At 40.4% G+C, this 23,304-nt stretch carries 37 protein-coding genes and 1 pseudogene; 33 read left to right on the forward strand and 5 right to left on the reverse strand.

Features of this window, described 5'->3' with window-relative positions:
• Together AZF08_RS29255 and AZF08_RS23450 are read right to left on the reverse strand one after the other, a co-directional pair.
• A pseudogene (locus AZF08_RS29255) lies at positions 1–104 on the reverse strand (DUF3900 domain-containing protein); the annotation flags it as partial.
• A gap of 88 nt (positions 105–192) precedes the next feature.
• Complete coding sequence (locus tag AZF08_RS23450; protein WP_033677405.1) at positions 193–1,323, reverse strand: site-specific integrase; 1,131 nt, start codon at positions 1,321–1,323, stop codon at positions 193–195.
• Between the two features lie 299 nt (positions 1,324–1,622).
• Between AZF08_RS23450 and AZF08_RS31580 the strand changes: the two genes are divergently transcribed.
• From AZF08_RS31580 to AZF08_RS30905, 10 genes are all read left to right on the forward strand, one after another.
• Positions 1,623–1,961, forward strand: coding sequence for a helix-turn-helix domain-containing protein (locus AZF08_RS31580; protein ID WP_265184970.1), 339 nt, complete (start codon positions 1,623–1,625; stop codon positions 1,959–1,961).
• A gap of 246 nt (positions 1,962–2,207) precedes the next feature.
• Complete coding sequence (locus AZF08_RS23460; protein WP_033677401.1) at positions 2,208–2,423, forward strand: hypothetical protein; 216 nt, start codon at positions 2,208–2,210, stop codon at positions 2,421–2,423.
• Positions 2,374–2,820: a hypothetical protein gene (locus AZF08_RS23465; RefSeq protein WP_153019583.1), complete on the forward strand. Its 447-nt coding sequence runs from the start codon at positions 2,374–2,376 to the stop codon at positions 2,818–2,820. Before AZF08_RS23460 ends, AZF08_RS23465 begins: the two co-directional genes overlap by 50 nt.
• A gap of 223 nt (positions 2,821–3,043) precedes the next feature.
• Positions 3,044–3,193 (forward strand): Fur-regulated basic protein FbpA, encoded by a 150-nt coding sequence (fbpA, locus tag AZF08_RS29260; RefSeq protein WP_082246174.1) that lies wholly within the window; start codon positions 3,044–3,046, stop codon positions 3,191–3,193.
• Complete coding sequence (locus AZF08_RS30590) at positions 3,190–3,363, forward strand: hypothetical protein (protein WP_156029171.1); 174 nt, start codon at positions 3,190–3,192, stop codon at positions 3,361–3,363. Before fbpA ends, AZF08_RS30590 begins: the two co-directional genes overlap by 4 nt.
• Complete coding sequence (locus tag AZF08_RS23470) at positions 3,360–3,746, forward strand: hypothetical protein (RefSeq protein ID WP_051725895.1); 387 nt, start codon at positions 3,360–3,362, stop codon at positions 3,744–3,746. The genes AZF08_RS30590 and AZF08_RS23470 overlap by 4 nt, the downstream gene beginning before the upstream one ends.
• Before the next feature lie 15 nt (positions 3,747–3,761).
• On the forward strand, positions 3,762–4,259 hold the full coding sequence (locus AZF08_RS23475; protein ID WP_033677398.1) for a hypothetical protein: 498 nt from the start codon (positions 3,762–3,764) through the stop codon (positions 4,257–4,259).
• Positions 4,252–5,046 carry a hypothetical protein gene (locus AZF08_RS23480; protein WP_033677397.1) on the forward strand — a complete coding sequence of 265 codons (795 nt, stop codon included), beginning with the start codon at positions 4,252–4,254 and terminating at the stop codon, positions 5,044–5,046. Before AZF08_RS23475 ends, AZF08_RS23480 begins: the two co-directional genes overlap by 8 nt.
• On the forward strand, positions 5,043–5,807 hold the full coding sequence (locus AZF08_RS23485; RefSeq protein WP_033677396.1) for a P-loop NTPase family protein: 765 nt from the start codon (positions 5,043–5,045) through the stop codon (positions 5,805–5,807). Before AZF08_RS23480 ends, AZF08_RS23485 begins: the two co-directional genes overlap by 4 nt.
• A 193-nt stretch (positions 5,808–6,000) precedes the next feature.
• A complete protein-coding gene (locus AZF08_RS30905) occupies positions 6,001–6,156 on the forward strand; it encodes a hypothetical protein (protein ID WP_167332931.1) in 156 nt (51 codons plus the stop codon).
• 160 nt (positions 6,157–6,316) lie between these two features.
• Here the strand turns inward: AZF08_RS30905 and AZF08_RS23495 are convergent, their stop codons facing one another.
• The gene (locus tag AZF08_RS23495; RefSeq protein WP_033677392.1) at positions 6,317–6,700 is read right to left on the reverse strand and encodes a hypothetical protein; all 384 of its coding nucleotides are present in this window, start codon (positions 6,698–6,700) and stop codon (positions 6,317–6,319) included.
• A gap of 292 nt (positions 6,701–6,992) precedes the next feature.
• On the opposite strand from AZF08_RS23495, the gene AZF08_RS23500 reads away from it, so the two are divergent.
• The 4 genes from AZF08_RS23500 (at position 6,993) to AZF08_RS32055 (ending at position 10,087) form a co-directional block, all read left to right on the forward strand.
• Entirely contained in the window at positions 6,993–7,271 is a 279-nt protein-coding gene (locus AZF08_RS23500) for a hypothetical protein (protein WP_033677391.1), read from the forward strand.
• 240 nt (positions 7,272–7,511) lie between these two features.
• A complete protein-coding gene (locus AZF08_RS23505; RefSeq protein WP_033677389.1) occupies positions 7,512–8,855 on the forward strand; it encodes an AAA family ATPase in 1,344 nt (447 codons plus the stop codon).
• Between the two features lie 20 nt (positions 8,856–8,875).
• The gene (locus AZF08_RS23510) at positions 8,876–9,070 is read left to right on the forward strand and encodes a hypothetical protein (protein ID WP_235190102.1); all 195 of its coding nucleotides are present in this window, start codon (positions 8,876–8,878) and stop codon (positions 9,068–9,070) included.
• A 468-nt stretch (positions 9,071–9,538) separates the two neighbouring features.
• Positions 9,539–10,087 carry a toprim domain-containing protein gene (locus AZF08_RS32055; RefSeq protein WP_321141628.1) on the forward strand — a complete coding sequence of 183 codons (549 nt, stop codon included), beginning with the start codon at positions 9,539–9,541 and terminating at the stop codon, positions 10,085–10,087.
• Positions 10,088–10,111: 24 nt separating this feature from the next.
• Here AZF08_RS32055 and AZF08_RS29265 read toward each other — a convergent pair whose 3' ends face one another.
• Together AZF08_RS29265 and AZF08_RS23520 are read right to left on the reverse strand one after the other, a co-directional pair.
• Positions 10,112–10,339, reverse strand: a complete 228-nt coding sequence (locus tag AZF08_RS29265) for a helix-turn-helix transcriptional regulator (RefSeq protein WP_082246173.1) — start codon at positions 10,337–10,339, stop codon at positions 10,112–10,114.
• A gap of 31 nt (positions 10,340–10,370) precedes the next feature.
• Positions 10,371–10,574 carry a helix-turn-helix domain-containing protein gene (locus AZF08_RS23520; RefSeq protein WP_033677385.1) on the reverse strand — a complete coding sequence of 68 codons (204 nt, stop codon included), beginning with the start codon at positions 10,572–10,574 and terminating at the stop codon, positions 10,371–10,373.
• A 114-nt stretch (positions 10,575–10,688) separates the two neighbouring features.
• Here AZF08_RS23520 and AZF08_RS23525 point away from each other — a divergent pair, with 114 nt between their 5' ends.
• The 19 genes from AZF08_RS23525 to AZF08_RS30915 all read left to right on the forward strand — a co-directional run bounded on the left by AZF08_RS23525 (position 10,689) and on the right by AZF08_RS30915 (position 23,294).
• Positions 10,689–11,906, forward strand: coding sequence for an AimR family lysis-lysogeny pheromone receptor (locus AZF08_RS23525; RefSeq protein WP_033677384.1), 1,218 nt, complete (start codon positions 10,689–10,691; stop codon positions 11,904–11,906).
• Between the two features lie 282 nt (positions 11,907–12,188).
• Entirely contained in the window at positions 12,189–12,863 is a 675-nt protein-coding gene (locus AZF08_RS23530) for a sigma-70 family RNA polymerase sigma factor (protein ID WP_235190101.1), read from the forward strand.
• 552 nt (positions 12,864–13,415) lie between these two features.
• A complete protein-coding gene (locus AZF08_RS23535; RefSeq protein WP_033677380.1) occupies positions 13,416–14,174 on the forward strand; it encodes a hypothetical protein in 759 nt (252 codons plus the stop codon).
• 209 nt (positions 14,175–14,383) lie between these two features.
• A complete protein-coding gene (locus AZF08_RS31585) occupies positions 14,384–14,596 on the forward strand; it encodes a hypothetical protein (protein WP_235190100.1) in 213 nt (70 codons plus the stop codon).
• Positions 14,568–16,013 carry a hypothetical protein gene (locus tag AZF08_RS23545; RefSeq protein ID WP_156029168.1) on the forward strand — a complete coding sequence of 482 codons (1,446 nt, stop codon included), beginning with the start codon at positions 14,568–14,570 and terminating at the stop codon, positions 16,011–16,013. Before AZF08_RS31585 ends, AZF08_RS23545 begins: the two co-directional genes overlap by 29 nt.
• Positions 16,014–16,185: 172 nt before the next feature.
• Positions 16,186–18,366, forward strand: a complete 2,181-nt coding sequence (locus AZF08_RS23550; RefSeq protein ID WP_033677377.1) for a DNA polymerase — start codon at positions 16,186–16,188, stop codon at positions 18,364–18,366.
• The gene (locus AZF08_RS23555; protein ID WP_033677375.1) at positions 18,363–18,548 is read left to right on the forward strand and encodes a hypothetical protein; all 186 of its coding nucleotides are present in this window, start codon (positions 18,363–18,365) and stop codon (positions 18,546–18,548) included. The genes AZF08_RS23550 and AZF08_RS23555 overlap by 4 nt, the downstream gene beginning before the upstream one ends.
• On the forward strand, positions 18,545–18,697 hold the full coding sequence (locus AZF08_RS30235) for a BC1881 family protein (RefSeq protein WP_033677373.1): 153 nt from the start codon (positions 18,545–18,547) through the stop codon (positions 18,695–18,697). Before AZF08_RS23555 ends, AZF08_RS30235 begins: the two co-directional genes overlap by 4 nt.
• Before the next feature lie 11 nt (positions 18,698–18,708).
• Complete coding sequence (locus AZF08_RS23565; protein WP_033677371.1) at positions 18,709–18,903, forward strand: hypothetical protein; 195 nt, start codon at positions 18,709–18,711, stop codon at positions 18,901–18,903.
• Complete coding sequence (locus tag AZF08_RS23570) at positions 18,887–19,522, forward strand: macro domain-containing protein (RefSeq protein ID WP_051725891.1); 636 nt, start codon at positions 18,887–18,889, stop codon at positions 19,520–19,522. Before AZF08_RS23565 ends, AZF08_RS23570 begins: the two co-directional genes overlap by 17 nt.
• A gap of 19 nt (positions 19,523–19,541) precedes the next feature.
• A complete protein-coding gene (locus AZF08_RS23575; RefSeq protein WP_033677369.1) occupies positions 19,542–19,802 on the forward strand; it encodes a hypothetical protein in 261 nt (86 codons plus the stop codon).
• 692 nt (positions 19,803–20,494) lie between these two features.
• On the forward strand, positions 20,495–20,842 hold the full coding sequence (locus AZF08_RS31590; RefSeq protein ID WP_235190099.1) for a hypothetical protein: 348 nt from the start codon (positions 20,495–20,497) through the stop codon (positions 20,840–20,842).
• Positions 20,843–20,844: 2 nt separating this feature from the next.
• Positions 20,845–21,372 carry a crossover junction endodeoxyribonuclease RuvC gene (locus AZF08_RS23585; RefSeq protein ID WP_033677367.1) on the forward strand — a complete coding sequence of 176 codons (528 nt, stop codon included), beginning with the start codon at positions 20,845–20,847 and terminating at the stop codon, positions 21,370–21,372.
• Positions 21,369–21,539, forward strand: a complete 171-nt coding sequence (locus AZF08_RS30595; RefSeq protein WP_156029165.1) for a hypothetical protein — start codon at positions 21,369–21,371, stop codon at positions 21,537–21,539. Before AZF08_RS23585 ends, AZF08_RS30595 begins: the two co-directional genes overlap by 4 nt.
• The gene (locus tag AZF08_RS30910) at positions 21,536–21,694 is read left to right on the forward strand and encodes a hypothetical protein (protein WP_167332930.1); all 159 of its coding nucleotides are present in this window, start codon (positions 21,536–21,538) and stop codon (positions 21,692–21,694) included. The genes AZF08_RS30595 and AZF08_RS30910 overlap by 4 nt, the downstream gene beginning before the upstream one ends.
• Positions 21,691–22,128: a dUTPase gene (locus AZF08_RS23590; RefSeq protein WP_033677365.1), complete on the forward strand. Its 438-nt coding sequence runs from the start codon at positions 21,691–21,693 to the stop codon at positions 22,126–22,128. The genes AZF08_RS30910 and AZF08_RS23590 overlap by 4 nt, the downstream gene beginning before the upstream one ends.
• Entirely contained in the window at positions 22,128–22,439 is a 312-nt protein-coding gene (locus AZF08_RS23595) for a hypothetical protein (RefSeq protein ID WP_033677364.1), read from the forward strand. Before AZF08_RS23590 ends, AZF08_RS23595 begins: the two co-directional genes overlap by 1 nt.
• Positions 22,440–23,141 carry an FAD-dependent thymidylate synthase gene (gene thyX, locus AZF08_RS23600; RefSeq protein ID WP_033677362.1) on the forward strand — a complete coding sequence of 234 codons (702 nt, stop codon included), beginning with the start codon at positions 22,440–22,442 and terminating at the stop codon, positions 23,139–23,141.
• Positions 23,142–23,294 carry a hypothetical protein gene (locus tag AZF08_RS30915; protein ID WP_167332929.1) on the forward strand — a complete coding sequence of 51 codons (153 nt, stop codon included), beginning with the start codon at positions 23,142–23,144 and terminating at the stop codon, positions 23,292–23,294. It abuts the gene before it with no gap.
• The last annotated feature ends 10 nt before the right edge of the window (positions 23,295–23,304 follow it).

Raw genomic sequence — 23,304 nt, forward strand, 5'->3', positions numbered from 1 at the left:
GAACGCTCGTATTCTACGAATTTTAAGAAGTCTTCGAAGTAGCGGGCGTGTGATGCTTGGTGGATTTTTAGTTCACCGGCTTCGACGATGCCTTCTTCTGGCACTTACATATATCGTTACGTGAATTCACGTATTTTTAACGGCTGTAAGACGTAATGATAAGCGTGGGACACAAATCGGGACACAAATCGCTTATATATTAGTGATTTTATCGAGTTGTTCCGATACAGATTTTTGCATATCAGGTAATACGTGACTGTACGTATTGAGGGTCGTTTCGATATCCGAATGGCCTAACCGATCAGCAATTAATTTAACGTTTACGTTTTGCTGTATTAATAATGTAGCGTGAGTATGTCGTAAATCGTGAAAACGTATCTTTGGCAATCCAAGTTTCTCCGTTAGATTGTAAAATTCCTTACGTAAATTACGAGGAATCATCGGCTTGCCCATACGTGTACAAATCACCAAGTCATTATCTTCGTAGTCTCGACCGTGATATAAACGTTCCTCTAAGATCATTTTTCGATGCGTCTTCAGTTCGCTAACGAGTTTGTCCGGGATATGGATAGAGCGTACACTAGAAGAATTCTTAGCACCGGATTTTATTTCCGCCGACTGAGTTAGTGTTTGTCGAATATAAATTACGTTTTTTTCGAAATCAATATCTTTCCACCGTAACCCCATTATTTCACCTTGTCGCATGCCTGTTAATAACGCCATTACACAAGCAGTATAACAACGCGTTAGACGATTTACGTGTTTAGATTCACGTATGAAATAGTTTACTTGCTCTAATGTCCACACATTCATTTCTTTCCGCTGTCGTCTTGGTAGAGTAGTACCTGTAGCCGGATTATCTTTTATAAGCTTCATCGTCTTTGCTTTCTTGAGAGATGCGCTGACTATTCGAAAGACTAGGTGAATAGTGTGCGAAGAGTAGGCTGTTTCATTTGCTAAATTATTTACAAACTTTTGAATGTGGATAGGTTCTATTTTTTGTAACTTGAAATGACCTAACCTCGGTTTTATTACATTCGCGCAATAGATTGAATGGATTTCATAAGTAGATTTCTGAAGGTAGATACGTCTCTCCTCGAACCATTCATCAAGATACTTAGAGTAAGTCATTTGCGATAGGTCAAGAAACTCGTCGTTTAACATCTCCGCTTGTAGCTTAATTAACGCTTCTTCAGCTTCTTTCTCTGTTTTAAATCCACGTCGTTTTATTTGTCTCCTTTTTCCGGTAAAAGGATCTTTTCCTAAATCGAAAGAAAAATACCAATGCCCTCTTTGTTTATCTTTTAATACGCTACCTTTCACAATTAAAACCTCCATAGAGGCCTAAATATTGAAAAATAACCTTCCATAACTTGTATTTTAAACTGCGGGACACAAATTGTATAGGGGTGGAAAAAGTAGAAAAACGTAAATTATTTATTTTTTTTTCGAAAAAAGTGTGCGAACTTACAAAGTGATGCGTCCTATATAGTATAAGGCAATCACAAGGCATTACACGGAGGTGGAAACGGGTGAACGAAAATAGCAACTTAGTATCAATCGAAGCCCAAACGGAATATTCAATTACGAGTGGAAAGCGAGAGACACGAATCTTTCTAAAGATGTATGTCGACGCAGTACACTCCGGTTTAATAGCGGACTTAGGTCCGGAAAGATGGACGACACTTTGCGTACTAGCGTCATTCATGGACGAAGATGGCGAATGTTACCCAACGCAAGACATGATAGCGAAGCGTCTCAATATAAGCCGTGAGAGCGCCAACAGACGCATCAAAAAGCTATGTGAGTATCGTTGGGATGGAAAGCCTTTAGTCGTCAAGGAGAGACGCAGACACGAGCGTACACAGCAATGGGAGAATACGGTTTATACGATTCTACCGATTAGTCAGCTAACGATATTCGGTAACGAGCCAGAATCTATACGTCCATGTGACGTGTGACCACATATGGCGCCTTCCACACATGGTTGTAGTTCACACTAACAAGAACTAACTCTTAACAAGAACTATCTTTTAACAAGAAAAAGATTAAGAGCCAAAACCTTGAAGTCTATTTCTATCGAAATATCCTTCCATTATTAATATATTCGGCGGTAATTACTTATATAAAAGAACGCCGCTAATAGATGATGAGATACAACGAGCGTAAGCGAAGTTGTAAGGTTTTGGATAAAAGGAGGATTAAAAATGGAAGAAGAGTATATCTGTGACATCGGAACTGCTTGTAGTATCCAAAAGGTTGGTGAAGACATACATATCGCTTTCTATAACGGAGATGTTTGTAAATATCGCGGAATAGTCGAAGGAAAGGATGTACTATTTATATCGCAATGGATCATCGGAAATTTCAGTAATGAATCAGCGCATGGAGGTGTTTACGATGAAAGATATAACGGCAGGTAGGTTACAACGCCTTCTAGCGAATCTCAACAAGGAGATAGTCCTGTTAGAAGCGGTATTTAACGAAGTTGATCGTCAATTAAAACATATAGAACTCGTTCAAATAGACTTGCTTTATATCGTTGAGTTAGAAACGTTCAGCTCTGTACGAGGCTATCACTTAGCGAAAAAGCTTAAAGAAGTCCGTTTGGAACGACGTACGATAAAAGATCACTGGGAGGAACTTAAGCTAGTACTAGACTCGCTAAAGGAAACGAAAGCCAAAACGAAGGAACAGATGCTAACTATTTACGAAAAGAGAAAACGCTTAGATGATCGTAAGTACCACATTCGAAAACTCGATGGTGACTTCGAAATACTCGCGGATGGTATCGTCAGCAAAAAGAAACCACTAACGTAAATTTTACGGTCAAATAGACAGACAAAAATCTAGGAACATACGAATGTATATAACGAGGGGTGTTATCGGTAGGGTTAGCGTTTTATAACGGGAAAAGACCCGCAATAAGCAGGTCTCTTGGCATAGTTCCCATCTGGAGATTACCTATATATTAACAAATTTAGGTCGTTTATACCATGTGGTGTGTGTTGAGAAATAAAATGGAGGACTAACAAACAATCGAATGCAGCTACACGATTTATTACTGAAAGAAATCTACATCGAGGCGCTAATCCGCCGGAACATATTCAAAACGGAAGACGGACGGGACTTATGGCAGGCGTCTAACGAGGAATTACATGCGCAATTATTTGACGAGGAGGGGACGAAATGAAAGACATTATCGAAATGATTGAGCGTCAGATAGCGTACATGTTTATCGTATCTCATACAAAAGAGGAGGTACAAGCGGAAATAGACCGCGGAAATAAACACGTAGAGTGGGCGTTAGGAGAAATGAATAAATGTCAGGATGGGCTTACGAAAGGGAGTGGCACCGAATGACCCGCATATCAACGAAAGATTTCCGCAACCTACCAATCGAAAAGTGGAACGTAACAACATTCCGTGAGTACCTAAAGCACGTACATGAGGAGCGTTATAAAATTCCTTATGTCACTCGAAGTTATGCGATGGAAGGTCGTATGTTGAAGATGTCACTTGCGGAATATAACCAGGAAGTTTTAAAACGATTCATTGACGCATGTTTCGCCGACTATAAGCCGACGCGGGAGTATCCCGGATTAAACTTTGCGTTTATGTATTCGTATATGCGAGGGCGGTTATTGCCGAGAGTGCTCGATGAGTTACGCAGGGAAGAAGCGAAATTACAAAGGCAAGCGGCACAGCCGGAAGTTAGTACGGAGGAAATAATTAACTATTTATAAACGGAGGGGAAACGAATGGTACGTCTTAAATTATCGTTTGAGCAAGTGAAAGCGAAGTTTGAAAAAAGGGGATATGAGTTATTAGAAACCGAGTACGAAAATGATATGCAGAGAATGCACTTTAAATGTCCGCATCATCCGGATCAAGAAACTCGAATTTCTTATGCCTCATTAAGAAGAGGATGTGGTTGTGTCTACTGTGGAAGAGAACGAACAGGAAAAGTAACTTCTGAACGAAATAAATTACCGAGAGAAGAAGAGCTTAAGTTTCCAAAACGTAAGTATTCGAGGGAAGAACGTGAAGTCGCACGTAATGAATCTATTAAATTACTAGATACCCATTGTTGGGACTGTCCGTTTAATAATCTAAACAAGCTAGAAGACGTTGAGGGTCGTTGTTATCGACATTGTCCATACGGATTAGAACTACGTAAGTGTGGTGCAATTATGGCAGGTGAGGATGTCGATGCTGTAACGGAGCATTACCGTAAGGAGGCGCTAGTAAATGAGTAAGGCTGGCGTGGCGAAGACGCAGGAGTTTCGGAAGCCGAGGAAACGTAAGAAGGTAACGTTAGAGGAACGAGTTATTGATGGTGAAGTGGTTGTCGGAAAAGAGTGTACGAAGTGTGGCGAGTGGAAACCGTTAGATGGTGGTTTTGGTACAGATACGAGAGGGGTTGGAGGTAAAACTTCAGCTTGCAGGCTATGTAAAAGGGAAGTAAGTTCTAATTGGTATATAGAAAATAAAGAAAGAAAGTTGGATAGTCATCGAAAGTGGCGCGAAGAAAATAAGGAATATTACCGTAAGTACTACGAAGAAAACAAGGGAAAAGTTGCAGGGATTACTCGTAAATGGAGACAGCACAACCCAGAAAAATATGTACTAACAAGACATCGTCGGTCTGCCAGAAAAAAGGCGTTACCTAGCGATTTCACAATCGAGCATGTAGAAAAAGTGTTAACACATTTCAGAAATAGATGTGTTTTAACAGACTCGACAGACTTTCATTGGGATCACGTAATACCGATATCTATAGGTCATGGTGGTACAGTATACGGGAATATGATTCCGTTACGTGGTGACTTAAATGAATCAAAAGGCGATAAAAACATTTTCGATTGGTTCAAAACGAATAGGCAACGTTTTGAATTATCGTACGAGAAATTTAACTTTCTTATCGAATGGTTGGCATTCGTTAACGGTAAGACAGTTCAGGAATATCGAGACTATGTGTACTGGTGTCATGAAAATCCTCGTACATTAGAAAATTTAGAAACAGAAAGCGAGGTAATGTCATGAAATGTATACTCGCTGACTACTGTTCACTTTACAAAAGCGATTCGTGCAATAAATACTGTTCGTCTTATATTGCGGTTCACGGCACGAATGGAAAAAGTGGTCGTTCATTTACAACTAGTTTACCAGATGAGTACAAGTTTATTACAGCGAAAAACTCTCCTGTTCGAGAGTCACAACCAAAGGTTTACAAGTCAATAGACGCATATATAGGGACCTTTAAACGGCAGTTCGGTTCTACAGAAGTACAAGATGTTACAAGTAAAATTAAATCTTTATACCTATATTCCGATGAACCAGGAACAGGAAAAACAACGACAGCATCGGCTGTGACCAACGAGTGGTTAATATATCACTATATTGGTAGTTTACAAAACGGATTGCAGCCGTTGCAGATACCAGCGTTCTTTCTAGACGTAAATCATTTTCAAACGTTATTCAACGAATTTAACCGCTCGAACATACCGAAAGAGGTCGCGGAGAAATCCGCAAAAGAATATTACCGTCGTATGAGTAACGCAAAGACGGCACCTTTCGCAGTGCTGGACGATATTGGAGTACGGAGTGCAACCGAAGCATTTCGAGGTGATTTACATGCGGTTATTAACCATCGGGTAACGAACGGATTACCAACGGTGTACACTTCGAACATTTCTATCGACGAGTTGGAAAGCGTGTTTGATCGTAGGCTGTACGATAGAGTGCGAGATTTGTGCGTGGTGTTGCCGTTCGAGGGCGAATCGAAAAGGGGGATGCGTAGATGAGTGTGGGAGACGTTATAGGAACGAGTTTCTTTATTGGAGCGCCTGTACTTTTCGTACTTTTCTTGGTTTACGCACTACTGACTGACGAAGACGTTAGAGATGCCTTGTTGGTATCGCTCGTATTCATAGTGGTTAGTATCGGAGTAGGCTTCGTAGTTTTAAAACTGTTAGGAATCGCTTAGGAGGAATCAGAGTGAAAGAGATTATTATCGGTACCTGTATGTATCTACCCTTAACGTTTTGGCTTGGTTATTTTTGCGGACTTAGCAACGTCGAAACGCTTGGGACGATGTTTATTGTTGGAGTGACGACCGGGCTTTATAACGTAGTATTGAAGGAGACAGAGTAATCGGATGTGAATTAAGACCAAATTTGAATTTTATAGAGAAAAAAAGAAATATAAATGAGCTTTGGACAAGGTATTGAACGTTGAAAAAGTGGTAAGAAAGTTGCATGTTGTGTGTGGGGTGCGTAAAAAAAAGGCACTTTCATAAGTGCCTTTTGACAGATTATCTATTTACAGTTATGTATGCTGTAAGTTCTCCATGATATGTTCTTTCAGATCCCCAAGCTCCATTAGCTACAACATCATATTGACCTGCAGAAACGCCGTTTAGATAGAAACTTTCGTTAAACCATTTGCCATTGATACCAGCGTCTACATCTATACGTTTAACAACGTCGCCACCTTTGCTTACTAACTCAAGAACGCATCCTCCTGGAGGAGCTTGTCCAGATACATCAATAGATGTGGCATTTCTTGAATAAGTATTAGCATCTGTACTGAAACTAATACTACCTTTTGATCCCATTGCAAATGCGTCAGAAGTACCGAATAGTAGGCCACTGCATAAAATACCTGCGGCTAACACGGATTGTCCAAATTTTTTCATGTTGCATATCCTCCCCAAATAAATGTTATATACAAATATTAGGTTAACACGAATGGCAATATTTGGTCAACGAAAAATAATATGCAATTTTGCATATTATTGTTAATTAATGGGAGTCGATGGAGGTAAAGGAATAAAAAGGTTTATTTTTGAGATAAGGATGATGCTAGTTCAAGAGGATTGGTGGAAGTCAAAATAAGATATGAAGCGGTGAAGAAGTCAAAATATTTTTTGGAAAGTAGGGAAGAAAACTCCACAAAATAATCCTTTTAGAAGAAAGTGAGGCTACAAAATGAACGCATATTCAACGAAAGAACAAGAAACGGTATTGACTTTCGATAACGAAACGAAGGAATGGAGCGCATATTCTTGCGTTCCTAAACACATTCGTAAATTAATAGCTTTGGTCGGAGAGGAAAACGTTACTGTTATCGAAAAGGATGGCGATTCTACCCTAGCGGTGAAATGTACGTTAGACGAAAAGCAAGTAAGTATGAAGAAAATACGTCAGTATAGCGAGGATCAGAAGCGAAAGATGGCGGATAGAATGCGGGCGATTAGAGGAGTGTGAAATTAAGTGTGCCGACCGTTAAAATTAATAAGTATGTGTTATGTAACGTAACGGTTTGTATGAGAATTTTGAATGCAGAATTTTTTACGATACACTTATAAACACAAACGCTCCTTGATAACTGAATGAAAAATGACCTAAGTTTAAGTTTCTGAACAAAACACATAGTAGTCAAATAAGTAAGTTTAATGAGAACTAAATACAAATTAATCAACAGATGCTATAGTGGAGGTGTAGTTAATGAACTACGGAGAAATGCTTTTATCGAAAGTAATAGATACCGCTAACCCCGTTCAGCTTAACCATGTAACAGAACGAGATTTTGTTACAGAGGCGGAGCGTAAAGCGTACCGTTTTATTAAAGATTACGTAGAGACGAATCGAGGGAAAACGCCAGACTTCCGAACGTTAGTAGCAGAAGTCGACGGCTTTACTTACGTCCCACAAGTCGAGGATAGTTTCGAGTATTTAACGAAACAGGTGAAATCTTATTCCGCCAAGATCGAAGTGATGGAACTTTTACAAAACGAGGCGCCTACCCAATTTGAGGAAAAAGACGGAAATAGTTTCCTAGAATGGTTGCGAGAAAAAGTAGACGGGGTTATAACTAGAACAAACGTTCGTGATAAAGTGGGAACAAGTTTGAAGGCTGATGCGAATAAGTTTCTAGAGGAATACGAACGTCGTAAAAAAGGCGAATCATATCGTATCTGGCACTCTCGTTTTCCTTTCATTAATAAAGCGATTGGCGGTTACGTAAGCTCGAACGTTTACACAATCTACGGAAAGTCAGGTCGAGGTAAATCCGCAACGACTATCGAAGAGGGCGTAGAAATGGCGTTTCAAGGTGCGAACGTACTCATCTGGCTAATGGAGATGGGATGGTACGAAGGAATGGTCCGGTTATATACTTCGATATCTAGCCGTATCGGTGCGACGGTAGCAGAGTTAGATGGCGTAAATTTAGAAGCGGGGTTTGATTCGAAAGAAATCCGACATGGTAAGTTATCCGAAGAGTTCGAAGCTGGATTTAAAGCGTTCCTAGCGAACATAAACGAAATCTTACCAGGTAACATTATCGTCCGAGGTGTAGATGATGACGACTTCCATCGAAGAGACTTACGTCAGTTAGAAGTAGATATAACAGAGACGAAAGCTGATGTCGTTATAGTTGATCCGTTCTATTATCTCGACTATGAGACAAATACGTCAAAGACGGCGGGTGGGGACGCAGCGGCAACTTCGAAAGCGCTCCGTCGATTAGCAGGTAAGACAGGCGTAGTAATGTTCGCTATTACACAAGCGGATGAAGTAGATAATGGTGAAGATGACGACGGCAATCGTGAATTGCGATTACCGAAACGTAGCGAGGTAAAGAAAACGAAAGCGTTATTAGAGGATGCAGCGTTACTGATAGCCGTGGATACTGACGCCAAGCAAGGACGAGGTATGATCGGTATTAATAAAGGCCGTGACGGCGGCGAAGGTGAATCAGCCGAGATTATTTATATGCCGCAGATTGGCGTGATTAAGGAAATGGAAACTGGCGAACAGGCAGCGAAACAATTTACTAGCGTATTTTAAAACAAGGGAGTTGATAGAGGATGGAGGATATAAAAGAATTCTTATCAAAAAGAATACGCCACGCAAGAAATAGAGCCATTGCAATAAAAGAAACGCACGGAGATAACCCAAACGAAACTCATAATTATTTTGGCGGACATACCTTAGGATACTGGGAAGGAAAGTTATCCGCATATCAATCCATTCTTGATGAAATCGAATACGATGAGACTTAAAACGAAAGAGGTGACAACATGCCAACGATTAAGATTCGCGGACAAGACGTAAACGTTGATATCGAGTACGAACTCAGACAGCATTCCTGGACTAATGAACGATGGTCATCTGATAAGCTGATTGCTGCAAGTCCGTTCCGATTCGAACATACACCGAGTTTCTTCGTCAACCTAGACGGAGATTACGCAGGTACGTGGAAAGACTCAGGCGCATTCGATGCAGAATGGGAAAGTGGCAACTTTACCCAACTGATATCCTACTTGCGAAATGAAACGTATGAAGAAACGGAAGAGTATTTGTTAGAATCGTACGGCACTAGTTACACTTACGACAACCTCGTACTAAAACCAACGAAACTCCGGATTGACACCGGTCGCAAGGCCCTCGATTTTGGTCGGTTGCAAGAGTACGCGTTTAGACATCCATACTTAGAACAACGAGGCATTAGCGAGGAAGTACAACGGCAGATGAAGATCGGTTACGACCGCTTTAGGCAGGCGGTGGTAATTCCGTGGTTTGATACAAATGGTAGATTGGCGAATATTAAGTATCGAAAAACGCGCGGCAAAGCGTTTTGGTACGAAAAGGACGGAAAGCCAATAGGAGATTTAATATACGGTTTACACCTTGCTTACAAACGGAACATAAAACGTGCAGTATATTGTGAGGCGGAGATAGATGCGGTGTCGTTTATGACGGCAGGAGTTTTCGGATTGGCAAACGGAGGCTCGTCGTTTAATGAGCGTAAGGCGGAACAAATATTGAAGTCGCCAATAGAAGAACTTGTTATCGTGGCGGATAACGACCCGGCAGGCGAGAAACTTCGGAGAGAACTTGAGAAATATTTAAACGGTAAAATACGGTTGACGAACGGTTATATAAACGGATTTAACGATGCAAATGAGGCGTTGGTAAAGGAAGGGGTAAATTCTTTACGATCCGTAGTTGATAATGCGGAGCCAGTTCGATTAAAATTATTATACGTGAATTCACGTAGTGATGGTCGGGGGAAGTAATAAGACCTTCCCGTTAATTAGATGTTAATCCGTACTCCCATCTTCCCATTCGTATAAATCCTCGATGTCACAATGTAGTATAGAAGCGATGTTGCGCGCTCGTTCTACATTCGGTAAATTACGCAGGCTGACATAATCCGTTATGGATTGCGGTACGATACCGACTTTCCTAGCGAGATCAGCTTGTGTAATACTGTTTTTCTTACATAGTTCGGGAATACGGCACCTTCCGACTTTAAACGATGTAATCACCTCCTTTCCTAAATCGGAGGCTTAGAAACTATTACCCTTGATTGCTCACAATTTTAACTACTTTTTCTATAGGTACGTCTAGATGTAGACAAATTTCTTCTATTGTACTTAAATTTACAGACATTCCTTTGTTAATATTCGCAATGGTTCTTGCGTTTAAAATTTTACCGCGGAGATCACTAATTACCATTTCTTTTTCTTTTAGCGTCTCATGTAACGGAGAGTAGTCAATCATTTTAACACGTCCTTAAAAAAGTTTCTCAACCTATTGTGCGTTTACAAAAGTAAACATTGGAATTATAATTATATTATACCAAAATTTTCTTATACAGCATAGGAGGGTTTTCAAGTGCCGGGGTTTCATAGAGAGATATGCGATATTATAAATGATAGAGACGATATAACATTTTCAGCAGTCGGAGAAAAAATAGAAGCATCCAAGCAGTGTATGTCTAAATTCAAAAAGGATGGAACCATAGGATTTAGAAAACTCTTGAGACTCTCCTATTACTTCTTTCCTGATAAACAACGTGAGAAGATGGATAAATGGTGTTTACAGCTAGATTCAGCCGAATCGATTCAGCAAAGCTTGGAGTATGCAGCAATTACAAGAAATGTCTCTTTGCTTAAAAAGCTTTTAAAGCTACATAAAAAAGAAACAGGTATAATCGGAGATTATGTGAATGTATATAATGTGATTTATAGATACATGAATTATGACATAGACGGTCATGAAATAATCGGAAATTTAAAAAAGATTGATAACATTGAAGATAATACCCTTGTGATTTTAGTTAATATACTCAAGTGCTACAATTATTTTGCACAGAAAAAAATTCATCTTATGTTGGATTTGGCTTTAGAAGTAGAAGAAATGATAAAAAATCTAAGTGATAGTCGTAAATTATTTATTAAAGAATGTTATTTGCATAGACTAGCGGAAATATTAGCGCCAGTTTATTTACATAGAAACGAGCTAGAATTATCGAGACATTACTCTTTTTTAATAATTAATGCTAATATCTGCGCGAAAACTGTATCTGATGCGTCATATTATGTAGGGATGACGTACTTGACTGAGGATGAAGAGAAATGTTTAGAGTATCTTCAGAAGAGTCACGATATCGCTAAAACTGTCGGAGTAAAAGATTTGATTATCCAAACAAGAGATAACCTAGATTATGTTAAAATTTACCTAGGAGTACCACTTGGGATGGATTCAGATGCGAGACTTGTGATGTATCAGAATAATCGATTAAACGGAAAAATGATTGACGATTACATAGAAGAAAGGGGAGAAAGAGATTTTCTTTTGATGTACCAAGCTTGCAATCAAAATTCAATCCCTGAGTTATACGAGCGCTTTCAAAGATTCTTTTCGAATTCGAACTTCTATTTCTCTAGTCTAGTGGCTAAGGAAATATACGACAGAGGCGATCGTTCCATGATGACGCAGATGCTAACTAACTTTAAATCTAATCATACAAAGGGAGAGATTCAATTTGAAAAAAGTTTTATTAGGAGTTTCCGCAGTTTTAACTCTAGCTCTGGGGGTATTTGCGCTTAATGGATTTGCAGATGCACAAGGGAGTAATCAACAATATAAAGCACAAGAAACTAGACCAGGCGGTTGATTATTAATTAAATAAAATTACTAAGGGCGGTCTTATTGATCGCTCTTTCTTTTTGTTTATTAAAATGTTTACGAAAGTATACAAAGTATAAATTCCAGTACTTAGTGTACTTTGCTAAATATTCCAATGTAACATGCTATACTTTGAACATTGGTAATAAACAAAAAATTTTCTTTAAAAAATATTAAAAAAAATGTGCGCGGGCTTGGCCGCTTGTGCGTCATAGTTATTGTAAGGGGGAATTGAAAGTGAAAGACGAACAAAAATTGAATATTAACGAAAAGGCAAACGATTATCTCAGAACCGGTGATGGTTATGCATTCACGGATTTGTACACTAGTTTATCGGAGATATATCGGGACAAGCTACGGTATTGGAGTACGAGTACATACATGGCAACAGAACACGATATAACCGGATTGTTCCACGATGTAATTCAGAAAGTATTGAATAATTTACGGAATAACGCTGGCGGCGATTTCGTAAAACTATTCACAGTATCATTGAAAAATGAGTACAGTTCATTATTACGAAAGTTACGTACTAGGCGAAAGTACGAGTTATATGACGGACCAGAAAGCGATGGAGAAGAGAACACGGCAATGTTCGAAACTCTCGCTGACGATTACGATTTAGAAGATCACGTTATAAAAAAGAAAGAAGCCGACCAGCGACAACTGATCGACTTCCTCGTAGACCCGGACAAGGTCATTGACGAAACAACGACGACAATCGTTGAGACGTTTTTAGTGAGTAATAAGCCAACGCCGACGACAATCGGAAAAAAGTTAGGCTTACATCACTCGACAGTAATCCGCAAGCTCGGACGCTTGGCAAAGCGTTTCGACGAGAAGCAATTCGGTGATTACCGAGATTACTTACTTGCGTAATAATACGTTCTATATGCTTAGGCATTGCATATAGAAAATCCATAATAGCACATTATGTTTGTTGTACGGAGGGGTGTTAAATAGCCCCTTTGTACTTACAAATAACCGACTTGGCAGGTCGATCAATTGCAATGGTTTTGTTTAACGTTAGGCAAGTTAACTTAACTTACTTTACGTTAAATGGAAGTCCAATGGTAGGACCTCATTTTTATTATAACGTATTACGGAAGTGCGTACAAATCAATTCTTTGTAAATTCCATCGACATTATACTACATAATACGTTTTATCCGGATATTAAAAGATAATATAACGCTGTTTATAGATGCACGTCGATATAACGTCATTACCTGCGTATTTCCCCTGAATATGAACAACGGGTAGTGGCGTCATATGGGCGTCTGGCATTACGGTACGATGCTTTTCGTTCAAACAAAACTTTATCTTTTCTACCGATGTATCCCCCGCGTCGGTATTGCGTAATTGAAGTCAGTTGCGTAATACGGGCGTGGGACTTACCCAAGCTCGAATAATAAACGAAGGAGTTGTTTCAATGGGCATTAGAGAAACGTTAAAAAAGCGTGAGGAACAACGTGAAGCTAATCAAAACGGAGGTAACAACGATTTTCCAGAAGGCGTAACGAGATACGTACGAATGGGAAAACACGGTGAAGTAAATGCGGAAGGTCGCACGTTCATCTTACTAGCTGAACCGGACGAATGGTATTTCTACTTTGTACACGAAGACAAAACATTCGATGGTAAACGTACGATCCACCGTTTCCGAAAGCATTCATGCTTACATTCACCGAAAGCCATTAACGCAGATATTACGCAATACTTCAAGCCAGGTAAATCTGAATGTCCGTCGTGCAAAGTCGGTGCGAAACGTAAGATGTACGCAATGATTCCAGTGTACGACCTAGAGTATGAAACTTACCGCGTGATCGATACGGCTGAGTTCCATATCAACAATATCATTGCTGACTACGACAAAGCTGAAAAGATGGGTCGTAAATTTAATCCAGACTACTCGTTGGTAGGCGAAGCGGTACACATTAAACAAGTCGATAAATCGTATTCGCTTGAATCAGGGGAAGCAACGGACGAGCAAATCGAAAAGGCGAAAACGTTTATCGGTACGGAATTTGGTTACGAAGACTTAGCAAACTTCCGTGAGGAAAGCGACGTTGTTACGTTATTACAAGATGCGGAAGATGATGCGATTGATAAATCGAAATTACCAAGTACATCAAAATCAAGCAACGAAGGCACACCAATCGAAATTACGGAAGACGAACTACCGTTCTAAGGAGGGCGTATATGGCACACGAAACAACAATTAAGGGCGGTTGCTCGGAATTACGAGTAGCCCTCGCGCTCTTAAACCTCGGTTGGGAAGTAGCGAGTTCGTTCATCCCGGAGGTTTACGACTTAGTAGCGCGTGATCCGATTAATAAACAGTGGTACACGATACAGGTAAAAACGATTCGCATACGCCACGACCGAGACGATGCTTTAGTGGTACGAGCAACAAAGGGAAATGGCGAGGCTTATACGTCTGAAGATTGCGATTATATTGCAGGGGTCGAAGGCGACCGAGTATACATGTTCGAATGTAACGGACAACGTGAGTATTGGGCGACTGAGACTTCGGCGAGTCAGCGTTGGATTGAGTTAACGGCGGTAACTAATAATGAGGATAATGAAACGGAGGAAATTAAACATGGCTAAATTAGACGGAATTAAAGTGGTTAATGGAAATACGGTGGAATATAATGGGTTTGTTTACGCGTTAGTCGGACAGTTTGATGAAGAAACAGAAATCGGAAATTTACTTAAATGTACGCATTCTTATTCGGATTTTACAGTCGGTGCATTTTACAAAGTTATTCACGATAGTAAAAAAGCAGTTATTGACGATGTTGGAGATAATCCTATTATCGGATCAAGTAAGTTTGATGTATTCCGCAAATCCCACGCAATTACTAACGACAAACTAACCGATGCGGAAGGCGTAGTTAAAATCACTTTACCTGACGGAACTAAACTCGAAGGTACTCCGTCTGACTTAGAAAAGATTACGCGTAAGTTGCAAGAGATGCAGGCGGAACAGGTAGATGTCTCAACGAAAGATAATCCCGCAGAAACGGTCGAAGTAGAGGACGCAAGCGAGCCGGTACAGTCCTGTTTACAGGTTGATGATTACGCGAAGGTAATTGTCGATACTTGCGATGTATTCGAAGAAGGAGAAATCGTTAAAATTATTCATACGGATTCTTCAATTCTTCCGTACAAAGGAGAGCAACTATCTAGCGATCGTTATGAATGGCTATACGAATCCGATGTAGTACGTGCTACAGAAGCCGAAGTAAAAGCGGCGACTGAACCAAAGGAAGAACCTCTAAAAGTCGGCGATTATGCGAAGGTAGTAGAAGAAGATACACACGGATTTAATGAGGGTGACGTAGTTCGTATTTACGATATTGTTGATTACGGATCAAATCGCATCAGAGGTGAATATCTAAGCGGGAAGCGTATTGGGTGTGATTATTTCTTCGAACATGAGCTAGTACGAGCAACCGACGCAGAAGTCCTCGAAGCTAAGCAAGCATTATTGAAAGAAGGCGACTTTGCGAGGGTTATTGGGCGTTCGAATAACCACGATTTTGAAATCGGCACAGTTGTTAAATTAGGCGCGAAAGATTCGAATACAGATGGTACGGAATTCTTCAAATCGTTTTATCTTGACAAATCTGATTATTGGTACGTTCGAAGATGCGACCTCGAACCACTAACGGCAGAAGAAGCGGAACACATCGCTCGTGAAGCTGAGGAAGAAAAGAAAGCGAAGGCAGAGCGTGAGGAGAAAGAAGCGGAGCGACTTAAGTGGGCGGCTATCGGTCGTGAGGTTGGTGAATTACGTAACGGCGATACTGTACATTTAGCATATCGCGATTTACTAATAGGGAAAGTTTTAGGACTTAATGAAAAACATTCTTCTCCTTCTGAACCTCGTTATTATGTTGATTTTGGAGAAAGAAACCATGGTATCTGTACTGAAAAGGCAAGTGACTTAGTACTAATTGCTCCATCGGAATCTTTATTTAATCAAGCGCCTGTAACAGAGGCGGCTGAGAGATTTGAGTAGGGTTTGCGAAAATTGTAGCGCCGTACTCAACCGTAAAGAATTCGTTTATGATGATCGCGAAGGTAATTCGTTTTGCGATAAGCGTTGTTTCGAAGGGTGGGCGGACGAACACCATGAAATAGTAACGAGTTTTTATTACCGATTAAATTGTAAGGAAACGGGGCGGTAAGTTATGACGCCGAAATTAACGTTAAACTTAAAAATACCAGGTGCTGAGGACGAAGCGGCGGTAAAAGAACGAGTGGAAAAAGCGGTCGAGCGAAAGGCAAAGGCGACCGAAACGATGGAAGACGCGTGGCAACGGATTCTATCGATGAAGAACAGTGAGTCTGATAGGCAGAGACTTGCGGAAGTAAAAGAAGCGATGAAGAAGGGCGAAATTGGTCGTAGCCCTTCCGACCTCGCTAAACGTTTTAGTAAGGCGGAAGCTTTACGATTATGGAAAACGTTACATGCTCATAAGAGAGAAGATAAGATACGTGAAATGGTGTTGGCTACACCGGATAATTACGTATTAGTTATCGATGGCAAAGTATTAAAGCAAATGTTAGACGATATGAAAATGTCCGATTTAGTCGGATTTGACTGTGAGACATTCGGAGAGGATAACGGAGCGTTAGACCCATGGAAAGGTGAAGTCGCTGGCTTTTCGGTAACAACGAGAAGTCACAATTACTATGTACCGTTGAATCACGAAGAAGGCCCGAATTTAAGCGAAGATGTTTTATTGAAATACGTTAAACCTGTATTGGAGCAAGTGAAAACCGTAATGCACAACGCACCTTTTGACTGTAAATGGTTTATGCAGCGTTACGGAATAAACTTAATCGATAATTTACATGCAGATACACGTATTATGGCAATGGCATTAGACGAAAATCGAAACCATAGGTTAAAGGATTTAATAACGGATTGGTTACGTCAGCCTAGCGATAATTTCGATGAGTTATTCGGTAAAACTCCGTTTAATCAGATTCCGTTAGATGTAGCGTTAGTGTACGCAGCGGGAGATACGGAAAAAACCTTGAAACTTTACGATTGGATTATGGAGTGGTTTGACAAACGAGAGGATTTACAAGAAATTAAGTCGCTCGTTTTTAACATAGAGATGCCCGTATGTAGGCAGTTTATTAAGTCGGATTTGATCGGTATCAACTTCGATGAAGAAAAAGCGAATGTATTAGACGAACAACTGGCTGAAGAGGAAGCGGAAATACAGCATGAGATATACGAATTATTTGACGAAGAAATTAACTTAGGTTCACCAGTGCAATTGAAGAAAAAATTATTCGTAGATTTAAAGTTACCGGATATAGAAAACGGATCAACAGGCGTCAAAGCGTTGAAGAAGTTGAAAGGGAAACATCCTGTAATTTCTAAGATTCTCGATTATCGAGGCGTCAGTAAACTACGTGAAGCATTTACACAAAAGTTACCGAAAGAAATCAAACACGATAACAAAATACATCCGTGGCATAACACGTACGGAGCGGCGACAGGACGGTTCACATGCAAATCGCCAAACACCCAGCAAATTCCCGCAAAGCGTCCTGAGATACGCCACCTGTTTACATCGAGTGCATGTAAAATACTCGTTTCTATAGATTACTCGCAAATTGAATTACGCGTATTAGCGCATATGGCACAAGAACCGGAACTAATCAAGGCGTTCAAGGAAGGACGCGATATTCACTCGACTACGGCAGCGATGATTAGTAACGGTAAATATACGTATGAGGATATCGAAGCAAATAAAGATACAGACGGTTCACCGGAACAGAAATTTCGTAAGCAAGCTAAGGTAGTTAACTTCGGTATTGTATACGGAATGAGCGACAAAGGGTTAGCCGATACGTTAGGTATTACGAGAACTGAAGCGCAAACAATTATTGATAACTACTTCAAAGGTTACAAAGGGATTCAACGATATATGGACGAGCAGAAACTATTGGCCCGTAAGCAAGGGTATATTACGGATATTTTCGGTAGGAAACGTCGGTTACACACCGAGTACAAGTCGAAAGATCGTTTCTTACATTTCCGTGCAGATCGTATGGCAGGTAACTTTCCGATACAAGCGTCAGCCGGTTCGATTTTAAAGAAAGCAATCGTAGATTTACAGAATGTTTTACCGAAATATAACGTAGATATATTACTCCAGGTACATGACGAATTATTATTTGAGTGTCCGAGAGATATTTCGAAGGAAGCATTATTCGAATTAAAAACTACGATGGAAAACGCAGTTGAATTATTAGTTCCCGTCAGATGTGACGTTGAGATAAATCCAGAACGATGGTTAGAAAAAGTGAGTATCGAAAAGTGGTTTAACGAAGAGGAGGAAACGGAATGAGATCACAAATTAAGAAAAGAGAAGATTTAATCGGTGATACAGGGACAATTACTAAAAGTTTTACGGTAGTAGATGCACAAGAGGGCTCGCACGGAGTAGACGTTCGAGTACGTGAATCTGGTGGTGAAGAATATTGGACTTCATTAGATGACATTAGTTTAGATAGTGGGGTAACTAAATGAACCTAACGCAAGTATCTACAAAAGAATTAAGCGAGGAATTAGAACGACGACAAGGCGTAATCACCGTCCAGGTCGAGCCTTACGAAAAGATAGAGGTCGGAGGGATTGTGGTTAACGGTCCGGCAATCGTTTTAATAAATCAAGACTAGGAGTGAACGGTATGAAATCGTTAAGATGGTACACTTTAAGCATTTTCCTTTCGGGAGGAATTTTCGTCTATACATTACTCGATTTAAAGGACGGCAATTACAAACTTGCACTACTAGGTGCCTCAATACTAGCGTTCGGAGCTTTCGTTGATGGACATCGATATAAAGAACTAAAGGAGGTGCTAAAAGGTGATAAAACTCTTTAGGGGACCGTTAGATTTATACACTCCGGAGTCAGCAAACGAAAAGAAACTTACACTACTTGCGGTAACAAGCGAAATGTATGACGCGTTTCAATCTAGGTTTGAACGCTGGGAAAACGTTTCGGTGTACTACGGAAGGTTCGAGTCGTTAGATCAAGTCGATTGCTTAGTAAGTCCCGCCAATTCATTCGGTTTAATGGACGGTGGTATGGATCAGCTTATTATCGATTACTTCGGTAAGGATTTAGAAGATAGAGTACGGCAGCATATAATCGATAATTTCATGGGAGAACAGCCAGTGGGTACAAGCTTTATTGTAGAGACGAATCATGAACGTATTCCTTACTTGGCTCATACACCTACAATGAGATTGCCACGTGATATCTCAAAAACGATGAATATGTTCTTCGCTATGAAGGCTATGTTAAATGAAATCGAGAAGAACCTCGATGTGAAAACGGTAGCCTGTCCGGCTCTTGGCGCAGGTACAGGAGGAGGCTCTCCTACCGAAGTAGCGAGACAAATGGAAGCGGCATATAGGCATTTTATGTTACGACCGAAAAAGATCGATGTTCAGTTCGCTTATGAAAGAATGGCTTCGAGTGAATTATGGAAAATTTAATTTAATAGGAGGCGTTAAATTGGCTGTTTATAAGATTACTAATATAGAACGTTATAAAGGTAAGAAAGAAGACGATTTAGCTCGTCTTGGTAAACAAATTACTATACACACGCTGAAAAAAGGACACGGAGCGATTCTACCATACGCTGATACAAGTGGTTATGTTTTAGTGACATCGGTAGTTCAATACATCGATAAAACGGATAGCGGTAAGATGATTACTATTTCTACCATGAATACAACGTATACTCTTCGAAAGGTAGCTGATGACTTATTGTAACGAAAACTAACGCAGCGCAATTACTACGTCAGAACACGCAAGAAACATTCGCTTATGAAATCGCAGAGGAATTCCGTAACTTCCTCGAAACGTGGCATTCATATACGGAGCCTTACGACACGCCTTTAGACGTCTGGCTCCACGAAAGCTACGCGAAAGTATTAAGCAAAGGCGGCTATTTAGACTATCGCAGTCTTCCGTATTTCTCTCCTTCGTCAGCTAACTCCTGTCCGAGGGAGCTTTACGAAAAGGCGTTACGAAGTCCGCGCGATCAAGCCGAAGTCAAACCGTGGCAACGAAGATGGCAATTTCTTGGCACGTCAGTGGGCGATGCAGTACAGCGTGATATTTTACTAGCGGAACGACACTACGAAAAGTTCACCGGTGAGAAACCACGTTTCAAAATTGAACGTACAAATGACGGATATCCAGCGTTTGAGGATTTCGTTAAAACACGAAAGGTAATCGAACATAATGGTCAACGCTTTTCATTAATCGGCACATGTGACGGAATCCTAGAATATACCGATGAGAATGGCGTGGTTACACGCGTCGGACTCGAAATAAAATCGAAACAGACATCGTATAGCAGAACTTCTGAATATTCACTGCGCGAACCTGGCGCCGATCACGTCAAACAAGTTACATGCTACTCGTTAATGTACGACTTAGATTACTACATCGTACTTTACATGAACGCATCGAAGAAAGCATGGAATATGAGCGAAGAGGATTACATGAAATATCCGGATTTTAGGGCGTTCGGTATTGCGGTAACAGACGACATGCGTAACGAAGTATTGGACAAGTTTGCTAGTATCGTAGCGGCCGTTAAGACGAAGCAACCTCCGAAACTAGATATCGAGCACTGGATGTTTAACAACTTCAAGACAGCGTGTGCTCAGTCGCTAAGTGACGAAGAGTACGAGGAAATCAAAACGAAGATCAGTCGAGTGAAACGTTCGAGTTTATCGGATACGAAGAAAGCTCCGTATATCGGTGCGTTGGAGTTTATCGATAAAGTACGGGAGGGAATGTAACGATGGCTCGAAGTAAAAAAACCTTTCGCACTCTTGCTATCGACACATCGCTCGGTTGCCCAGGTATTGCAGTAATCGATGTAATCAATGGTAAACCTAAGTTAGTCGACGTATCACACGTTAAGACAAAATCGACTGAACCAATCGCACTCCGAACTAAACACATCGAAGCATGGGTGCACTTGTTCATTCGCAAGCACGCGCCCTACGATTTGATAGTCCGGGAGGGATTCGCTAGCAAAATACCACATACGAACTATACGGTATTTAGCGCTTGGAATGCGGTGGATCGTGCGTTAAATGATTTCGGTTTAAAGGTAGACGATAGCATCGGACAGGCTTCTGTTAAGAAGAAACTACTCGGTAAGGGACGAGCGGAAAAGGAAGAGGTCGAGGCTGGCGTGAGGAAGTACGTTGAGTGGGGCGAGTTTAAGACAAGTGATGAAAGCGATGCGTGTGCGATAGGGCTAGCGTATTTAATTGATAAGGAAATTATTACGAAGGAAAATCCGAAGGAGGAAACGGAATGAAAGGTTTAGTTAAAGCAGCTATTTCCGCAATGGTACTTATAATGCTCGTTAGTCATTTGCAAATTGAGCACGGATTTAAAAGCTGGGAAACAATTACGTTTGGTATTTTCCTAGGTATATGGTGTTCGTTTACAGTACGAATGTTTACAAAGAGGGAAACGAAATGAAATACGTACTCCACCGACTAGGAATCGTATTTTCACCGTCACTAACGAACAAAGGAGTCGGGCCATTTCCTATTAAGTCCGCGAGAAAAAGATTTGAACAACGTATTAGATTAATCGAAGAATTCTTACGTAAGCAAAGGGAGGACGCACAATGACCGACAAATTAAGCGAATTATTCGCATTACAATCCGATTTAGATAATCGAATTATCTCCGAAAGAAACATCGAAAAATCACTCGATGAATGGGTCGTAGGTATCACGCTTGCAATGGAAAGTGAGATAGACGAAATTAGACGCGAAGTAAATTGGAAGTGGTGGAAGAACGAGAAACCAATCGATAAGGAAGCGTTACAAGGCGAAGTAATCGACATGTGGCATTTCTTGATTAGTCTTTCGCTTAAATGCGGTTTATCAGCAGAAGATATTTATCGTATTTACTTAGAGAAGAATCGAGAGAATCACGCAAGGCAGGATGGGACGAGTACAAAGGAAGGTTACGAGGTAGGTATCGATTGGGCTAACGGTACTGATCATGTAGGTATATCAGGACAACTCGCATTTGATTTCGAAAATGGAGGCGTTAAGTGATGGGAAATCTCGTTAAATCACGATGTGAGAAATGCGGTCATATATTTACAGTGATTTTTCGCCAAAAACGATTACCTAATCGAATAGATAAACATTACTTTATTTGTCCGAAGTGCAAGGAAGAATACGTAAGTTACTATTCGAATAGGAAAATGCGTCAGTTACAGGACGAGATATCGGAAATGTACAGTAGATTCCGTAAGTGTAGAACAGAAGAAGAGGCCGAAATATTAGATATTAAACTACAGAATAAACAAGCGGAATATGAACGGATTAGGGACGAATTGAAAACTAAAGTGGAGAGTGAGTAGATGGAGATGCTTATTAATGTACTAGACAAAGGTTACGTTAGATTAGTAGATACAATGGGATGTGACTTATCTGTCGTAAATAGTGCGCGTGTTAGCTACGACAAGGAATCAACTGAATTGACCGATAAGGACATCCGTTTAATCAAATTCTTAGCGAGAGAAGGACATACGTCACCGTTTCGACATGCTACGTTACAGTTCGAAATTTATGCTCCGTTAATGGTAGCACGCCAACATTGGAAGTATATCGTCGGTAGTGATCATACGATGGATGCCTGGAACGAATCTAGCAGACGTTATGTAACGGAAGAGCCGACGTTTTATGTACCTAATATTGATGAGTGGCGTTTAGCACCTGAGAACAGTAAGCAGGGAAGCGGGGAAACAATATCAGCAGATGATTCGCGATCATACTTCACTGAGTATCTTGAGGAATATATCGAAAAAGGAGAACAACTATATAGCCAAGCACTTAACGAAGGGATTTGCGCCGAACAGGCCCGATTATTCCTACCAGCTTACGGAATGTACGTACGTTATTACTGGACTGCTAGTTTACAATCAGTTGTTCATTTCCTTAATCAACGGTTAGCGCACGATGCACAAGTTGAAATCCAAGCATATGCGAAAGCTGTTTTGGAATTAACGAAAGATGTATTTCCAGTAAGTATTGACGAGTTAGTAACCGTGGAGGGCAAATAAATGACTGTATTAGCATGGATAGTTATCGCAATTTCATTAATGTTTATTGTGGCGGTAACAACGAATGAAAAATACGAACTAGCAGTACGAATTACAACGATAGTGCTTTTCTCACCATCGTTAGTGTTAAGTGTTTTATACCTAATTAACTAAGGAGGACGTT

The organism is Bacillus gaemokensis, assembly GCF_001590835.1.
GTDB lineage: Bacteria > Bacillota > Bacilli > Bacillales > Bacillaceae_G > Bacillus_A > Bacillus_A gaemokensis.

Bases quoted from the DNA above. Each gene is read 5' to 3' on its own strand.
- AZF08_RS23480 (WP_033677397.1), top strand. From the start codon at position 4,252: ATGAGTAAGGCTGGCGTGGCGAAGACGCAGGAGTTTCGGAAGCCGAGG.
- AZF08_RS30595 (WP_156029165.1), top strand. From the start codon at position 21,369: ATGAAAGGTTTAGTTAAAGCAGCTATTTCCGCAATGGTACTTATAATG.
- AZF08_RS23470 (WP_051725895.1), top strand. From the start codon at position 3,360: ATGACCCGCATATCAACGAAAGATTTCCGCAACCTACCAATCGAAAAG.
- fbpA (WP_082246174.1), top strand. From the start codon at position 3,044: ATGCAGCTACACGATTTATTACTGAAAGAAATCTACATCGAGGCGCTA.
- AZF08_RS23475 (WP_033677398.1), top strand. From the start codon at position 3,762: ATGGTACGTCTTAAATTATCGTTTGAGCAAGTGAAAGCGAAGTTTGAA.
- AZF08_RS30915 (WP_167332929.1), top strand. From the start codon at position 23,142: ATGACTGTATTAGCATGGATAGTTATCGCAATTTCATTAATGTTTATT.
- AZF08_RS32055 (WP_321141628.1), top strand. From the start codon at position 9,539: ATGAAGATCGGTTACGACCGCTTTAGGCAGGCGGTGGTAATTCCGTGG.
- AZF08_RS23550 (WP_033677377.1), top strand. From the start codon at position 16,186: ATGACGCCGAAATTAACGTTAAACTTAAAAATACCAGGTGCTGAGGAC.
- thyX (WP_033677362.1), top strand. From the start codon at position 22,440: ATGGAGATGCTTATTAATGTACTAGACAAAGGTTACGTTAGATTAGTA.
- AZF08_RS31580 (WP_265184970.1), top strand. From the start codon at position 1,623: ATGTATGTCGACGCAGTACACTCCGGTTTAATAGCGGACTTAGGTCCG.
- AZF08_RS23495 (WP_033677392.1), bottom strand. From the start codon at position 6,700: ATGAAAAAATTTGGACAATCCGTGTTAGCCGCAGGTATTTTATGCAGT.
- AZF08_RS23535 (WP_033677380.1), top strand. From the start codon at position 13,416: ATGGGCATTAGAGAAACGTTAAAAAAGCGTGAGGAACAACGTGAAGCT.
- AZF08_RS31590 (WP_235190099.1), top strand. From the start codon at position 20,495: ATGAACGCATCGAAGAAAGCATGGAATATGAGCGAAGAGGATTACATG.
- AZF08_RS23520 (WP_033677385.1), bottom strand. From the start codon at position 10,574: ATGATTGACTACTCTCCGTTACATGAGACGCTAAAAGAAAAAGAAATG.
- AZF08_RS30910 (WP_167332930.1), top strand. From the start codon at position 21,536: ATGAAATACGTACTCCACCGACTAGGAATCGTATTTTCACCGTCACTA.
- AZF08_RS23555 (WP_033677375.1), top strand. From the start codon at position 18,363: ATGAGATCACAAATTAAGAAAAGAGAAGATTTAATCGGTGATACAGGG.
- AZF08_RS23500 (WP_033677391.1), top strand. From the start codon at position 6,993: ATGAACGCATATTCAACGAAAGAACAAGAAACGGTATTGACTTTCGAT.
- AZF08_RS23590 (WP_033677365.1), top strand. From the start codon at position 21,691: ATGACCGACAAATTAAGCGAATTATTCGCATTACAATCCGATTTAGAT.
- AZF08_RS30235 (WP_033677373.1), top strand. From the start codon at position 18,545: ATGAACCTAACGCAAGTATCTACAAAAGAATTAAGCGAGGAATTAGAA.
- AZF08_RS23485 (WP_033677396.1), top strand. From the start codon at position 5,043: ATGAAATGTATACTCGCTGACTACTGTTCACTTTACAAAAGCGATTCG.
- AZF08_RS23585 (WP_033677367.1), top strand. From the start codon at position 20,845: ATGGCTCGAAGTAAAAAAACCTTTCGCACTCTTGCTATCGACACATCG.
- AZF08_RS23510 (WP_235190102.1), top strand. From the start codon at position 8,876: ATGGAGGATATAAAAGAATTCTTATCAAAAAGAATACGCCACGCAAGA.
- AZF08_RS23565 (WP_033677371.1), top strand. From the start codon at position 18,709: ATGAAATCGTTAAGATGGTACACTTTAAGCATTTTCCTTTCGGGAGGA.
- AZF08_RS30590 (WP_156029171.1), top strand. From the start codon at position 3,190: ATGAAAGACATTATCGAAATGATTGAGCGTCAGATAGCGTACATGTTT.
- AZF08_RS23505 (WP_033677389.1), top strand. From the start codon at position 7,512: ATGAACTACGGAGAAATGCTTTTATCGAAAGTAATAGATACCGCTAAC.
- AZF08_RS23465 (WP_153019583.1), top strand. From the start codon at position 2,374: ATGAATCAGCGCATGGAGGTGTTTACGATGAAAGATATAACGGCAGGT.
- AZF08_RS23595 (WP_033677364.1), top strand. From the start codon at position 22,128: ATGGGAAATCTCGTTAAATCACGATGTGAGAAATGCGGTCATATATTT.
- AZF08_RS23460 (WP_033677401.1), top strand. From the start codon at position 2,208: ATGGAAGAAGAGTATATCTGTGACATCGGAACTGCTTGTAGTATCCAA.
- AZF08_RS23545 (WP_156029168.1), top strand. From the start codon at position 14,568: ATGAAACGGAGGAAATTAAACATGGCTAAATTAGACGGAATTAAAGTG.